Genomic DNA, 14168 nt, shown 5'->3' on the forward strand with positions numbered 1-14168 from the left:
CCTACGTCTTCACCACGGCGGGCGGCATTGTTAACAGATCTTAGCGCGTCATTGGCGCCCGTACTTCTGCCGGTATTCCAATGGCGCGAGTCCAGTCAACTCCTTGAACATGCGCCGCATACCGGAGTCGCTACTGAAGCCCAAATCTGCGCTGATGGTGGTGGCTGGCGTCGACGTCAACATCAGGCGTTCGCTGACCTGGTTCAACTTGATTCGCCGCACATAGGCTGCCACCGCTGACCCGGTTTCCGCCACCACCTTCCTGGCAAGGGTGCGCTCTGACATATGCAATTCCGTTGCCAGCCGTCGTACCGTGATGTCGGAAGCGGGGAGTGATTCGACTACTGCATGCAATTTGCGCAGCATGCGACCAGACTGCTCGATCAAGCTCATTGCTTGAAACACGGGGTGGGCCGGGGCCGGACGTGGCAATACCATCAAGGAAGTCAAATAGCGAAAGGCTTCTGCATCAAGAGACTGTTCGATCAGCGCCTGTGCGATCTGTGAATAACCACTTACGCCTGATGCGGTCGCGGTGCGTTCATTGAAAATGCAGTTCTGCTCGCTCTGCCAGATGACGCTTCCATGTCGCCGCAGCATCGTATCGGCCAACCACCACGTCACGGTAGCTGGCTGATCGCTTAGTTTGCCGCTGGCAGCCAGCAGGCAGACCCCGGTGCAGTAACCCCACAATTGCACCCGCTTTGGCAGGCCGCGCAGTGTCGATACCAGTTCTGCATTGGCGGTCACCGCATCGCTGACCTGTTGTGGCGACTCCGCCCAAAATCCGGGGATCAGCAATGCGTCCAGATCGGTACCATCCAGACACCCCGCCGCCAGTCGCATACCGTGCGCACATTCAATAACTCCATCATGCGTGCCAACAAAGCGGGTCTCAAACAGCGGCCGCCCACTGTAGCGATTGGCGCCATGCAGTAGATCGGCAAAGCCGAAAAGTCCGGTCGGCATGCAGTGCGGGTACAGCAAGAGCCCAATGCGACGTGGTGATCGAATGCGTGATGACATGGCAGAAAATGATCTATTTATGTCGAATTCAGCCATTGTAGCGAAGCGACAAGACCCTGACAATGAACCATCTTTTGGAAGGGACCGCGATGAAAATTACCCAGTTGCGCAATGCGACGATTATTGTGGAATTCGGCGATTGCCGTATCCTGGTCGATCCCATGTTAGCTGGCAAAGGGGTGCTGCCGGCGCTGCGGATATTTGATGGCCAGCGGCAGCGCAACCCGGTCATCGATCTGCCGCCAGAGGCCAGCTCGGCGCTGGAGTCAGTCACGCATTGCCTGATCACCCATTGCCAAAAGGGGCATTTTGATCATTTGGACAAAGAGGCAAAAAAATGGCTGCGCGAAAGGCAGATTCCGGTCATCTGTACACCGCACGATGCTCGCTATTTACGCGAACGCGGCATCAATGTTCATCCCTTGCCTGAAAGCCATCAACAAGAAAATCCATTTTTCAATGGCACAGTCAGAACCGTGCGTTGCACGCATGGCGTAGGTCTCGTCGCCATGTTTATGGAACACGGCGTTGGCTACCTGATAGAAATTCCAGGGGAACCACGTCTGTATCTATCCGGCGATACCGTCCTGACGCCGGTCATCCGCGATTTTGTTTCACGTCATCAACCGGACGTATGCATCGTGCCCGCGGGCGGCGCGCAGTTCGACATCGGCCAAGAAATCATCATGGGCGTCCCCGAGGTCATTGAACTGACGCAGATCTCACGCGGCATCGTGATCGCCAACCACATGGAGGCACTGAGCCATTGCCCCGTAACGCGTGACGAACTGGCCGCAGCATCAAAACGTGCCGGACTCGACTCCCGGCTATGTATTCCCTACGATGGCGAAACGATGGAATTTTTACACTAAGCGCAATCTCAATAACGCTGTCGGCGCAATCCGGAATCAAAGGCTCTACGGGTAAGCCGCACCCAGATGTGGTCACAATTCGTTCGGCTGTGCGCTGATACGTCGACGAGATCAAAAAATAGCGACACGTTATCTCGACGTGTCGCCGACGGCGACACATGCTGCAAACCTGTCGCAATACTCAACTTTGGCCACCATGACAGGTGCGCAGCCGCTCTGGCGAGCCGACCGCCCCTACCATGAACTGTCCCAACTCCCTCCCTTGATCGAGCTGGAGACCAAGGCAGTGCTCAAGCTGGCGGCTGTCCGAATGGTAGGACTGCTTGTTGTTCACCCGTCAGCTACCCGATTCCGCAACGACCTAGCGCAAGGATTATAACTATCGCGTATCTGAAACCTGCGAAAGTTAGAAGATACTTGCATAAGTGTCGAAGGCGCACAGCGGCAGCCCGCGTGACCGCACAGTCGGAAAAATTACTTGGATGGAACTTGGCAGGTGGCGTTGAGCGATGCGATGCGCACGAAACCTCTTGATCGGGAAAATGCTGAAACCGATGCCAGTACCGGCAAATCCTATCTCAGGACCCGGCAACCGTGCAGCGCCTTGCCGAGGCGCTGAGCGGATTGCTCTCAGGGTTACGGCGCTAAAACAATGCATCAGGTCCATCACTATGCACAAATTGACCATCAACCGCGACGATCTCATCCAGGCGCTCACTTTTCGTTTTGAAGCGTTGCAGGGTGGTTCCTATCTCGACAAGGCGACCGGCAACATCCTGCTTGTCGGCGACGGCGCTGACGACGCTCCGGAAAACATCGAGGAGGATCCACGCTACCTTTGGATCGAGCCGATTGACTCCCATGAGTCATATCGGATCATGGAAGATTTCATTGCTACGGTAGACGCTCCCAACGCATCGGCTCGGCTTGCCCACGCGATCGAGGGCGCCAAACCGTTCCGTCGCTTCCGGGATGCTCTGTATGATTTCCCATCACTGCGGGAGGCTTGGTTCGCATTTGAGAATGCAGCCCATATCCGGCTCACCGAAACCTGGTGTGAAGAGAACGGCATTGACGCGGATTGGAGTTGAAGCGTTCGAAGCTACGTTTGACGTTTTTTTTGTGTTGACTTGTTCGTCAACTTTTCGCGCCAGTGCGCAAATTCAGAAGGACGCAATCCGTATCGCGCAAGCACACCTTCGTGCAGTCGCCGCAGCTCTTCAACGATCAGCGCATGAACATTTTCCCGATCCGATGCGGCTGCATGCAAGACGACGTTGCGCCCGATGATCGCAAGCGCCTCTTCGTCAGGTTGCACCACGACGTCGTGAATCGTTTGTTTGATCATCTTGCGATAGGCCAGGCGCACCGGGTCCGGTTCGGCAAGGTCTTGCTTGATGGCCAGATATTCCTGCGTCGAGCGCTCGTAAGCCCATACATACAAATCGCGCAGTAGTTCAATCCGCGTCAGCTCATACACACCCAGGATCGCTCGGCTATAAGCTTGTTCCGGCACATCGAGAAAGGTCAGCGGGCACAGGTTGGCCCGGATCAACGGCAGGTTCGCAGCGAGCCGTGACACCCGCTTGTTGATGTCGGCGAACGGTTGCAGGTAGGGCAGATGCACCATGACGAAGAAAGACTGTTCAAACGGGTCCTTGATCCGGGTCGCCTTGGCCAGCAACACATCCAGCGTTTCGCTGATCTGATTGGGTACGGAGAGTGGCCGATACACGCTGTGGCCGATTTCAACAATGTGTTGGCGGATGCGGCCCTCGTCAGCGGGATTGGGCAGCAAGTTTTCTGACAATGCGCTGTGCAGGTTGAGAATGGTATAGCGGTTGAAATTCACAGAATCCACGTTCTCGACCAGCAATTCGATTGCGGTTTTGTGATTCAGAATCATTTGGGTTTCAAGGGCGGCCTTGCCTTGCGCGACCGTACCGTGTTCGATCAATTCGCGGGTATCGAGTCGCGTATAAGTATTGCCTTCCAGATGGCTCGATGCCCACGACAGGTCGATCAGCAGCCGGTTCAGGATGGCGTGACCGTAAGTGCCGGCAGGCAGGCTGCTTTGCCCGGTGTCGCCCATTTTTCTTAATTGACGACGCAGAGGTTCCGGCAGGTACCAGGTTTTGTTCGGCTGATACGCATCCAGAAAGTCGGGTTGGTATCCCACCGGCTTGCGTGCTTGCAGCGGCTGGTCAATATAGGCGAGGATGTCCCGACTGTCTGCAGACAGCGGGATGGCATTTGGAAACGCGTCGTCCTCGGCGCCTGGGATGGTGACGAGGACCTTCTTGACCACACGATAGCGCCGGGCGCGCCCCTGCCCATCAGCGGAAAGCTGGCGCTGGTTGATCAACTGGCTAATCCAGCGCTGTGCGGTCCGCCGTGGCACGTCTGGATGCAAAGCGAGGAGTTCGGTCAAGGTCGGGGCCTCGGCAGATTTTTGTATGCTTTGCAGTAATTGATCAGGGGATTGCATGGTGTTGTTTGGCGCGCTTTGATGTGGTTATGGCGCGATTATGGCGCGGTTTTTGAAACTGCGCCATTTTTTGGCTGGATTCTGGCGCAGTTGTAAAATGAGGCGCCCCTGAATCGAATCATTTTTGCAACATGCGGCGATCATTCTGCGGTTCGGCGACTACCGTATACTGGTCGATCCCATGTTGGCGGGCAAAGGGGGAGCTGCCGGCGCTGCGCATATTTGATGGCCAACGGCAGCGCAATCCGGTCATCGATCTGCCGCCAGAGGCCAGCTCGGCGCTGGAGTCAGTCACGCATTGCCTGATCACCCATTGCCAGAAGGGACATTTTGATCATTTGGATAGAGAGGAAAAAAAGTGGCTGCGCGAAAGGCGGATTCCGGTCATCTGTACCCCCACGATGCGCGCTATTTACGCGAACGCGGCATCAGAAAACGGAAAACAAAGCACGCGATCCCGCATTTAAGTCAGTTCGCTGTTCCGTTGCTCCCCTGACCCCAACTAGGCTCTCTTTTTCCAGTTTGTGCGGAAGCCTAAATCTCGATTGAGGACAAACGGGTCGCACCAATGCACGCCGACCTCTTTGCATACATCGGGCAGATGGCGGTTGTGTCTTTTTTTGGATGGCTTGGACACTTCGACAGTCACGACGCATCTGTCTTCTTTGTGTGTCATCGCATGCGCAACCAAAAACGGATCTCGGCCTATCTGCTCAACTTCATCATCGGTTAAATCAGCTCCATAGCCAGTAATGACAACGGTCTGAACATTAGCAATATCAACCTGCTCATCAAGAATAAGGGCTTTTTTGCTTTCGTCCTGCTGTATCCAGGAAAACAGCAAATCCTTTTCCGCATCCTTGGGGCCATCCTTTATTTCTTCAAAAATTTCCAACGGAATTTTTACGCGTCCGGACTGACCCATGTGCAGAAGCCATTCCCAATATTCAGGAATTTGATCGACAGGATAATAAGAATTGTTCGCTGTTATCAAAACGCTCGCATCTAGTAAATACAGCATTAAACATTTCCTCCGGCACTGGCCCTAAGACCAGAGCGGAAAACGTCTACCAATAACGGATGAACACTTCTTGGCTTTACTCCGAGAATTTTGGCGGCTTTAACAGGTGATAAAACTCCTGAACTGACCGTGCGGCTTGCAAACTCCAGCATTGCTTTTCCCAGACGATGACGACGCACAACGTAATAGCTAGGGCCAGAATCACTAGTCTTGGGCTTCGCCTTAATTTTCGCTTTTTCTTGCGCCCACATTTCCCGAAGCTTCGAGTCCAATGCGTGCCAATTATTCCAAGAAATGAAACCTGTTCTATAGAGCTTGTAGGCCACCATGGACCTGCTTAAATTTCTATCTTCAGCAAATTGTGAAATGGCTTCTATAGAGGCGTCCAGGCCCCAACTGGCATCGAGCTTGATCTTGCCGAGCTCGGTCTTGGGAAGTAAAAACTCGCCTGCAACATCATTGCAAAACTGTTCAATGGCCACGTCCGACAGCGCGCCACTGACTCCAGTGGTTCCGAGACATAAATGGGCTATTTCATGTAGCAGGGTGAACGACCATGCAGTTTTCGCATCTTGATCGTTAATGACAACGAACGGTGCAATTGGGTCGGCAATTGCAAAACCTCGAAAAGTTTCAACAGGTATGGCCGAGTGATGACTACCGAGATTTCCAATCAAAAGAACAAAAATGCCGACCGCCTCTGCACGCTCACGCAACAATGAAAAGGCATCTTCCGCTTTTTTTTGCGCCCTGAAGTCAGCAAGATTGAGCTGCAACGCATCCTGAATTGACCGCAACGTCGCAGTGATCCCATCAGCCATTTTTGTTGAACCGATAAATGCGAGAGGCTCGACTTCTTCGTCTTCCAGAGTGGAGTGAACAAGACTTTGTCGCGCGCGCAGATCGCGAATAAGGGCGTCAAGAAGGGCATCCGACGCTACGGAACGATCAGGTGTAACGGTTCTAAAATCCTGTCCTCTATCCCCTTTTTTCGGGGGTGTGGGAAGGTAAAAAGTCAGCAGAGACCGCCTGTATTGCTTGGACATTTTCAGTAAAACTGCACGGGATGGCACTTCTTTGCCTGCTTCTAAAGCAGCAAGACGCCCGGCTGCAGTCATGCCAAGCGCATGAGCGGCATCCTCCAGGTTTAACCCCGCAGTTTCCCGTGCCCATTTTAGAATTTCAGGATTCAACACTTGCATCTTTCAAAACTTGTCTTTGGCGGCATCTCTGATCCATTGGATCACGTCAAATCATCGATTATTAACAGTATTGCTCTTGCAACGCAGATTTTACTGGGACGTATATTTTCATAATAATCTTTTTTGCTGGTTTCTATTCCCTGGCAATGAAAAACATCTGAACACTGTGCGTTGCCGGAATTTAATAAGCAATACGCGCCACGTTCCTTGATGTATGCCATGCCAGTTCCGCCAATCGTTGATAAAGCGCTTGGTCCGGATTTTTGCCTTCCGGCAGATTTCCGGTAAAGGCTCGTTTTTGTATCCTTTTGGGGAGCCGTAGACGAAAAAAAAGCACTCCGATTTCTCGTAAGTGCTTGATTTTCTACTACAGATGTTCTGGCTCCCCGACCTGGACTCGAACCAGGGACCTGCGGATTAACAGTCCGTCGCTCTACCAACTGAGCTATCAGGGAAAAGAGGCCGCATTATATGTGGCGCCGGGCGCTTCCGTCAAAAGGTTCTTGCAAAAATTGTGGCCCGCCCGCTCGGCGCGGTTAGTTGAATGCCAAATCGGCAGCGCCTTTCTATGCCGGCCGGGCCGCCATCGGTTATCCTTGCAGGTTCTCCATCGCATTCAACATACCGCACCGACTATGGCCAATTACGTATACACCATGAACCGCGTGGGCAAGATCGTGCCGCCCAAGCGCCAGATTCTTAAAGACATTTCGTTGTCCTTCTTCCCCGGCGCCAAGATCGGCGTGCTGGGCCTGAACGGGTCGGGTAAATCGACCTTGCTGAAGATCATGGCCGGCATTGACACCGACATCATCGGCGATGCGGTGCCGATGCCGGGGCTGAATATCGGCCATCTGCCGCAGGAACCGCAGCTCGATCCGGAGCAGACCGTGCGCCAGGCGGTGGAAGGCGGGCTGGGCGAAGTGTTCGAGGCGCGTGCCAAGCTCGACGCGGTGTATGTCGCCTATGCGGACCCGGATGCCGACTTCGATGCGCTGGCGGCGGAACAGGGGCGGCTGGAGGAGATCATCGCAGCGTCCGACGGCGGCAATCTGGAGCTGCAGCTGGAAATGGCGGCCGATGCGCTGCGGCTGCCGCCGTGGGATGCCAGGATCGGCGTGTTGTCGGGTGGCGAAAAGCGCCGCGTCGCGCTGTGTCGCCTGTTGCTGTCGAAACCCGACATGCTGCTGCTGGACGAGCCGACCAACCATCTGGATGCCGAATCGGTCGAATGGCTGGAGCAGTTCCTGCTGCGCTTCCCCGGCACCGTGGTCGCGATCACCCACGATCGTTACTTCCTCGACAACGCGGCGGAGTGGATTCTGGAGCTGGACCGCGGCGCCGGGATTCCGTGGAAGGGCAATTACAGCTCGTGGCTGGATCAGAAACAGGCCCGCCTGAAGCTGGAAGAGGCAACCGAATCGGCGCATCAGAAATCGCTGCAACGGGAGCTGGAGTGGTCGCGCCAGAATCCGAAGGCGCGCCAAGCCAAGAGCAAGGCGCGGCTGGCGCGTTTCAACGAATTGTCCGAGCATGAATACCAGAAGCGCAACGAGACCCAGGAGATCTTCATCCCGGTGGCCGAGCGGCTCGGCAATGAAGTGATCGAGTTCAAGAATGTGTCGAAGGCTTTCGGCGACCGGCTGCTGATCGACAACCTGAATTTCCGGATTCCGGCCGGTGCGATCGTCGGCATCATCGGCCCTAACGGTGCCGGTAAATCGACGCTGTTCAAGATGATCACCGGCAAGGAACAGCCCGACAGTGGCGAGGTCGTGATCGGTTCGACCGCGCGGATTTCCATCGTTGACCAGTCGCGCGACTCGCTGGCCGACAACAAGACCGTGTTCGACGATGTCTGCGCCGGCGCCGACATGCTGACCGTCGGCCGCTTCCAGATGCCGTCGCGCGCCTATCTCGGCCGCTTCAACTTCAAGGGCGGCGACCAGCAGAAGATGGTCGGCAACCTGTCCGGCGGCGAGCGCGGGCGCTTGCATCTGGCCAAGACCTTGCTGCAGGGCGGCAATGTGCTGCTGCTCGATGAGCCGTCCAACGATCTGGACGTCGAAACCCTGCGCGCGCTGGAAGATGCGCTGCTGGAGTTTGCCGGCAGCGTGATGGTGATCTCGCATGATCGCTGGTTCCTGGACCGGATCGCGACGCATATCCTGGCGTTCGAAGGCAATTCGCAGGTTGCTTTCTTCGACGGCAATTATCAGGAATACGAAGCCGACAAGAAGAGGCGTCTGGGCGAGGAAGGTGCGAAGCCGCATCGGATCCGCTACAAGCCGATCAGCCTGTAATTTTTGATCGATTGGATCGCCGCTGCAGACAGCAGCGGGGTCAGGCAAGCGGATACTCCTGGAAGTAGGGGTAGTGCGGTCGATGAATGAAGCACGTTGTCGATTGACCGCCCTACCCCCATCCCAACCTTCCCCCTGCATGGGGGAAGGGGCTAACAGCATTAGCCAGCAACGATCTTCATGCAATCGACTACGGTCTTGCGACGGAGTCTGGCGTCGTACCAGCGCGCAGCGGACGGCGGCGTCCGCTGGCTCAGCGTGGCCGCCCAGTCAATGCAACATCAAACCCACTGCGGTACCGAGCATCAGTGCCACGACCGCCAGCAAATTGATGCCGAAACCGGCGCCGCGCTTGCTCGGGTCCTGGTAGTAACCGAGCGCATACATGACGCGGCCGACGATCCACAGCGCCCCACCCGCGGCAGCCCAGCGGTCGCCGAGAAAATACGCGCACAGCCACAGTGCCGGCAACAGCATCACCAGCTGCTCGACCGTATTGGCGTGCACCCGTTGCGCGCTCTGGAATGCGAGCGGACCGTCCATCGACGGCGCCGCTACCTTGTGGTGCTCACGGGCGCGGCCGGCATTGAATATCACCCACAGGTATACCGCCAGCACAGCCAGCGTGGTCCAGGCAGTCCATTGCATCGTCATCCCCTTGTTAGTATTTGAATCGAATGGTTGAATCGGTGCGGCGACTCGCTTAGTCGAATCGATGCATCAGAATAGCGGAATCAGGCGCGCGCAAAAAATTCCTGGAAGGCCGCCAGTGCGTCACCGATCTGCGCCGCCGACACGTCCAGATGGGTCACCAGCCGGGTCCTGGGCCGGATCTGCGCGACCACGCCGTGCGCTGTCAGGTGTGCTTCGAGGGCGGCGGTGTGCGCCTGCGGCACGTGGACATACACGATATTGGTTTGCACCGGCTCGACCTGCAGCTGTTCGATCGCGCCGAGGCCGGCCGCCAGTTGCGCCGCATGCTGGTGGTCGTCGGCCAGCCGCTCGACATTGTGTTCCAGCGCATACAGTCCGGCCGCGGCCAGCACGCCGGCCTGGCGCATGCCGCCGCCGAGCATCTTGCGCCAGCGTTTGGCGCGCTCGATGAAGCTTTGATCGCCGCACAGTACCGAGCCGGCCGGCGTGCCGAGCCCTTTCGACAGGCACACCGAGACCGAGTCGAATTCGGCGCAGACTTGCTGCGGCGTCAGGCCCAGCTTGACCGCCGCGTTGAACACGCGCGCGCCATCCAGATGCAGGGCCAGTCCGTATTTGGTCACCAGTCGCGCCACCTCGGTCACATAGCCGGGCGGCAGCACCTTGCCGCCGATGGTATTTTCCAGCGCAATCAAACGGGTGCGCGCGAAATGGATGTCGTCCGGCTTGATCGCGGCCTCGATATCGGCCAGCGCGATGCTGCCGTCAGGCTGATTGCTCAGCGGTTGCGGCTGTATGCTGCCGAGCACCGCCGCGCCGCCGCCTTCGTAGCGATAGGTATGCGCATCCTGGCCGGCGATGTATTCGTCGCCGCGCTGGCAATGCGTCATCAGCGCGATCAGGTTGCTCTGGGTCCCGGTCGGCACAAATAACGCGGCCTCGAAGCCGCAGCGTTCGGCCACGACTTGCTGCAGACGGTTGACGGTCGGATCTTCACCGTACACATCGTCGCCGAGCGGCGCGTCGTGCATGGCGGCCCGCATCGCGGCGCTTGGGAGGGTCACGGTATCGCTGCGCAGATCGATCATGGTTGGCTCGCTTGTTTGAGATGGAATTGGATCGTCATACAATCAGGACTTACGCAAAAACAACGAAAAATCGCAAACTGTGTTGTCGTTCCTGCGAAAGGTGTAGCAGGGAATTCGGACAGTTTGCTGTCCGCCTGCGGAACGGTCTGCGCTTGCAAGCGCAGATGCGCCCTGCAAGGGGGAACCCAGCGTCGTTGGTTGATCAACGGAAGACACTGGATTCCCGCGTTCGCGGGAATGACACGGTAGTTTTAATAATGCTCTGCGTAAATCCTAACAAGATGGCGAGTATATGCATATTCTGCTTTATTTATTTGCGGAATGAAATGACTAACATGGGAGTATATTATCAAATCCCGGCGCGCGGACGACCGGCGACGGTGGCCCGCGCTGCCGCGATCAGTGCTTGTTCAGCACCTGATTGAAGAAGTCATACACGCCGTTGTCGCCCATATGGCGCGCGTCGGACAATTCGCCACCCTTGCTGGCGTATAGCACCTGATTGTCGGACGTCAGCAGCACGGCGGCCGGGATGCCCTTCTTGATCGGGTTGCCATAGGACTTGGCGAGCTCCAGGTTCTTGTCGAACTGACCGACGTCGACTTTGACCACGATGAACTTGCCGTCGATCAGCGCGGCGCTCTTGCCGTGCAGCGCCTTGTCGAGTTCGCGACAATCGGGGCACCAGTTGGCGCCGAACACCACCAGCACCTTCTTGTTGCTGCTCTTGGCCTGACTCAAGGCCTGCTTCAGGTCGGCGTTGGCGTCGGCCTTTTCATCGTACGGCAGGTTGGTGGCGCCGACGGCGGCGGTGGCGAACACCGCGCCGAACAGAGTTAGCATGGCAATCAGCTTTTTCATTGGTATCTCCTGAAGTTTTATCGTCGGAATTCAGGGGTGCCGTACGCATCCCCTGGAATGCCCTTTTGGCTGGTGAATGACGCTTGCGCCTGTGACATAGGAAAAATTTCTCTTGCCTTACTATGCGCGTGAAGTTTCTGGCGCCACTGACTGTTCCAATAGATTCGCCTTTAGGTGTGAAAGTGCGCGCGCAACGTACTCATCTTTTTCGCCCACGGGAGAGAAATAATGCAGCGCCTCCTTGGCTTCTGCCAATCCCTTCAATCGGGCAATCATCCATGCGGAAATGTATTGAGCGGATAAACATCCCCCTGCGGTTGCTAGATTGCCGTGCGCAAAAAACGCTTGATTCAAGATATTTACCCCAGCAGCCTGCACCCAAGGCTTGCTGGATGAGTCTGTGCATGCTGGAGTTTGGCCTATGAGCCCAAGCTTAGCGAGCAAAAATGTTCCGGAGCACTGCGCCGCTATTAGCTGCCTTTCCGGATTGAGCTGTAGTTGACTCAGGATGGATGAATCATTGGCGACTTCACGTGTTTTCATTCCGCTGCCTATCAATACGGCATCCGCCTTATTCGCGTCTTTCAGGTTGATGTGCGCGTCGATTGTCAACCCGTTCATTGACGTTACGCGTGCAGTTGGACTGGAAATACTTACCTTCCAATTGGCATCACCGAGCAATGAAATTCGGCTCAACATTCCATAGGCAATTAATGAATCCAGTTCGTTGAATCCGTCGAATGTCAGGATGGCTATGTGCATGAATACACTCCAAGTTTTGGTTAAAAAGAAAGCCTAACAACAAGGTGGGTGCTACGGATTCCGACGCGGTCGATCAGGCGGCCGATCGTGTGGCCGATCAGGCGCCCCCGCCGGCCAAGCCCGCTTTGCGCCGCGCCAGTTCCGCGGTCAGCTCGGCCATCAGCTCGTATAGCGCGCCCGCTTGCGGATCCCAGCTGTCGACCGCGCGCTGCTGTTTGGCGACCGTGGCCCAGTCGCCGCGCGCGATCGGGCCGCTCAAAGCCTGGGCCGGGCCGAGCCGGAAAACGTTGGCGACGGTTTCGGTCACCAGCGGCTGTGCCAGCTGGCGCGCCGCGTCGTCGGGGATGCCGGCCGCCGCATAGGTGCGCAGCGCGACATCCATCAAACTGACCAGATAATTGCAGGCAAACACTGACGCCGCGTGGTACAGCGTCTTGGCACTGGTGTCGATCGCGATCACCTGCGCGCCGCTGCGCTCGAGCGCCGCGCGCAACGCGTCGACCGCCGGCGCGTCGCCTTCGACGCTGCAAAAGGTGCCGGCGAACTGCGCGGCGACCTGCGCGACATCGGCAAAACTGCGCACCGGATGCACGCTGGCCAGCACCGCGCCGGGTTCGCGCGCGGCGGCCAGATCATGGGACGACAGCGCGCCGCTGCAATGAAATACGATGCTGCCCGCGCCAAGCAATCCGGCTTGCACCAGCTGGGCACAGCCGGCGACGATCTGGTCGTCCGGCACGGCCAGCATGGTGACGCCGGCCGGCCGCATCTGCGCGAGGGTGGCCACCGCGCGGCCGCTGCCGATGAAGTCGACCGCGTCCTGCGCGCTGGCCAGCGTGCGATTGCAGACATCCTGAATCCGGAACGCGCCAGCGGCCGCGAACTGGCGCCCCAGCACCTTGCCGACATGGCCGCCGCCGACGATATTCAGACTTGATTGCTTGGTGTCGCCCATCTACGCTCTTTCAGGCTCGGTGATAATTCAATACTGGTAGTACTTACGCTAACAAGAAAAATATCGCTTATCCGTTCGCCCTGAGTAGGGGCGCAGCACCGTATCGAAAGCTCGCCGAGGTCTGGGTATGCTTCGATACGCCCTAAAGGGCTACTCAGCACGAACGGTATTTTTTAGCTGGATAAGTTTGCGGAAGTCCTAACTAAAAACCGGAACCCGGCAAGCGCAGAAAGGCATCTTCTTCCGGCGTCGATACGCGGCCCAGCACCGCGTTGCGGTGCGGGAAGCGGCCGAAGCGCTGCACCACGTCGCGATGCCGGATCGCGTAATCGAGCGGGCCGGCGAATTGGTCGTCCTGCTCAGTATGCCCGTGCAGCGCGGTAAACAGCGCGACCGCCTGCTGCTGCAGCGCGCGGTCTTCGGCGTGCTCGAACGGCATGTAGACGAACCAGCGCTGGATCGGCGCCAGCTGCAGATGCGCGCCGCTGGCCACCAGCGCCTGCGCCGCCACCACCGCCAGCGCGTCGCCCGCGAACGCACGCGGCGTGTCGCGATAGGCGTTGCGGGACAATTGGTCGAGCAACAGGATGCGCGCCAGCGTGGCCAGCGGGTTCGAAGTCAGATCAGGTTCAGGCGCCGTCAGCGCCGCCTCGATCATGTCGTGGAAGCGGCTGCGGATTTCGCCGTCGAAGACCTTGTTCTTGCGGAACCATTCCGGACGCGCGCTGCCGTGGCCGAGGTTGCCGGCCGGCAGAAACCAGAAATCGAGTACCGCCTGCCATGCTGGGATGATCATCGGACCTCCTGTTGGTTGTTACTGCGTAATAAGGCAAACCCTGACGTAACTGTTCAGCCCGCTATGGTCCGCAGTGCCAGTTGCAGGCAGCAGACCCGTTCGCCCTGAGTAGCCCGAAGGGCGTATCGAAGGGTCTGCCG

14 protein-coding genes and 1 tRNA gene are annotated in these 14168 nt (G+C 57.3%); 4 read left to right on the forward strand and 11 right to left on the reverse strand.

What is annotated here, in order from left to right:
• Window positions 1–48: 48 nt before the first annotated feature.
• Complete coding sequence (locus ACFOFO_RS10575; RefSeq protein WP_390327704.1) at window positions 49–969, reverse strand: GlxA family transcriptional regulator; 921 nt, start codon at window positions 967–969, stop codon at window positions 49–51.
• 119 nt (window positions 970–1088) lie between these two features.
• On the opposite strand from ACFOFO_RS10575, the gene ACFOFO_RS10580 reads away from it, so the two are divergent.
• Window positions 1089–1898, forward strand: a complete 810-nt coding sequence (locus ACFOFO_RS10580; protein WP_390331517.1) for an MBL fold metallo-hydrolase — start codon at window positions 1089–1091, stop codon at window positions 1896–1898.
• 671 nt (window positions 1899–2569) lie between these two features.
• Window positions 2570–2989 carry a UPF0158 family protein gene (locus tag ACFOFO_RS10585; protein WP_390327710.1) on the forward strand — a complete coding sequence of 140 codons (420 nt, stop codon included), beginning with the start codon at window positions 2570–2572 and terminating at the stop codon, window positions 2987–2989.
• Window positions 2990–3000: 11 nt separating this feature from the next.
• On the opposite strand, the gene ACFOFO_RS10590 is transcribed toward ACFOFO_RS10585, so the two are convergent.
• On the reverse strand, window positions 3001–4329 hold the full coding sequence (locus tag ACFOFO_RS10590; RefSeq protein ID WP_390327712.1) for a Fic family protein: 1329 nt from the start codon (window positions 4327–4329) through the stop codon (window positions 3001–3003).
• Window positions 4330–4517: 188 nt separating this feature from the next.
• Between ACFOFO_RS10590 and ACFOFO_RS10595 the strand changes: the two genes are divergently transcribed.
• Window positions 4518–4853, forward strand: a complete 336-nt coding sequence (locus tag ACFOFO_RS10595) for an MBL fold metallo-hydrolase (RefSeq protein ID WP_390331518.1) — start codon at window positions 4518–4520, stop codon at window positions 4851–4853.
• A gap of 35 nt (window positions 4854–4888) precedes the next feature.
• On the opposite strand, the gene ACFOFO_RS10600 is transcribed toward ACFOFO_RS10595, so the two are convergent.
• The 3 genes from ACFOFO_RS10600 to ACFOFO_RS10610 form a co-directional block, all read right to left on the reverse strand.
• The gene (locus tag ACFOFO_RS10600) at window positions 4889–5407 is read right to left on the reverse strand and encodes a DUF4411 family protein (RefSeq protein WP_390327714.1); all 519 of its coding nucleotides are present in this window, start codon (window positions 5405–5407) and stop codon (window positions 4889–4891) included.
• The gene (locus ACFOFO_RS10605; RefSeq protein ID WP_390331519.1) at window positions 5407–6609 is read right to left on the reverse strand and encodes an ImmA/IrrE family metallo-endopeptidase; all 1203 of its coding nucleotides are present in this window, start codon (window positions 6607–6609) and stop codon (window positions 5407–5409) included. The genes ACFOFO_RS10600 and ACFOFO_RS10605 overlap by 1 nt, the downstream gene beginning before the upstream one ends.
• A gap of 379 nt (window positions 6610–6988) precedes the next feature.
• Window positions 6989–7064, reverse strand: a tRNA-Asn gene (locus tag ACFOFO_RS10610).
• Window positions 7065–7244: 180 nt separating this feature from the next.
• Here ACFOFO_RS10610 and ettA point away from each other — a divergent pair.
• Entirely contained in the window at window positions 7245–8912 is a 1668-nt protein-coding gene (gene ettA / locus ACFOFO_RS10615) for an energy-dependent translational throttle protein EttA (RefSeq protein ID WP_390327722.1), read from the forward strand.
• 270 nt (window positions 8913–9182) lie between these two features.
• Here ettA and ACFOFO_RS10620 read toward each other — a convergent pair whose 3' ends face one another.
• From ACFOFO_RS10620 to ACFOFO_RS10645, 6 genes are all read right to left on the reverse strand, one after another.
• Window positions 9183–9560 carry an MAPEG family protein gene (locus tag ACFOFO_RS10620; RefSeq protein WP_390327724.1) on the reverse strand — a complete coding sequence of 126 codons (378 nt, stop codon included), beginning with the start codon at window positions 9558–9560 and terminating at the stop codon, window positions 9183–9185.
• 86 nt (window positions 9561–9646) lie between these two features.
• Window positions 9647–10654 carry a low-specificity L-threonine aldolase gene (ltaE, locus tag ACFOFO_RS10625; protein ID WP_390327726.1) on the reverse strand — a complete coding sequence of 336 codons (1008 nt, stop codon included), beginning with the start codon at window positions 10652–10654 and terminating at the stop codon, window positions 9647–9649.
• Between the two features lie 399 nt (window positions 10655–11053).
• Entirely contained in the window at window positions 11054–11515 is a 462-nt protein-coding gene (locus ACFOFO_RS10630) for a thioredoxin family protein (RefSeq protein ID WP_390331520.1), read from the reverse strand.
• Window positions 11516–11635: 120 nt separating this feature from the next.
• A complete protein-coding gene (locus ACFOFO_RS10635) occupies window positions 11636–12277 on the reverse strand; it encodes a DJ-1/PfpI family protein (RefSeq protein ID WP_390327730.1) in 642 nt (213 codons plus the stop codon).
• Window positions 12278–12374: 97 nt separating this feature from the next.
• Window positions 12375–13232: a Rossmann-like and DUF2520 domain-containing protein gene (locus tag ACFOFO_RS10640; RefSeq protein WP_390327732.1), complete on the reverse strand. Its 858-nt coding sequence runs from the start codon at window positions 13230–13232 to the stop codon at window positions 12375–12377.
• 202 nt (window positions 13233–13434) lie between these two features.
• The gene (locus ACFOFO_RS10645) at window positions 13435–14028 is read right to left on the reverse strand and encodes a DUF924 family protein (protein ID WP_390327734.1); all 594 of its coding nucleotides are present in this window, start codon (window positions 14026–14028) and stop codon (window positions 13435–13437) included.
• Window positions 14029–14168: the final 140 nt, after the last annotated feature.

The sequence above is a fragment of the Pseudundibacterium arcticum genome (assembly GCF_042646465.1).
Classification (GTDB): Bacteria; Pseudomonadota; Gammaproteobacteria; order Burkholderiales; family Burkholderiaceae_D; genus Undibacterium_A; species Undibacterium_A arcticum.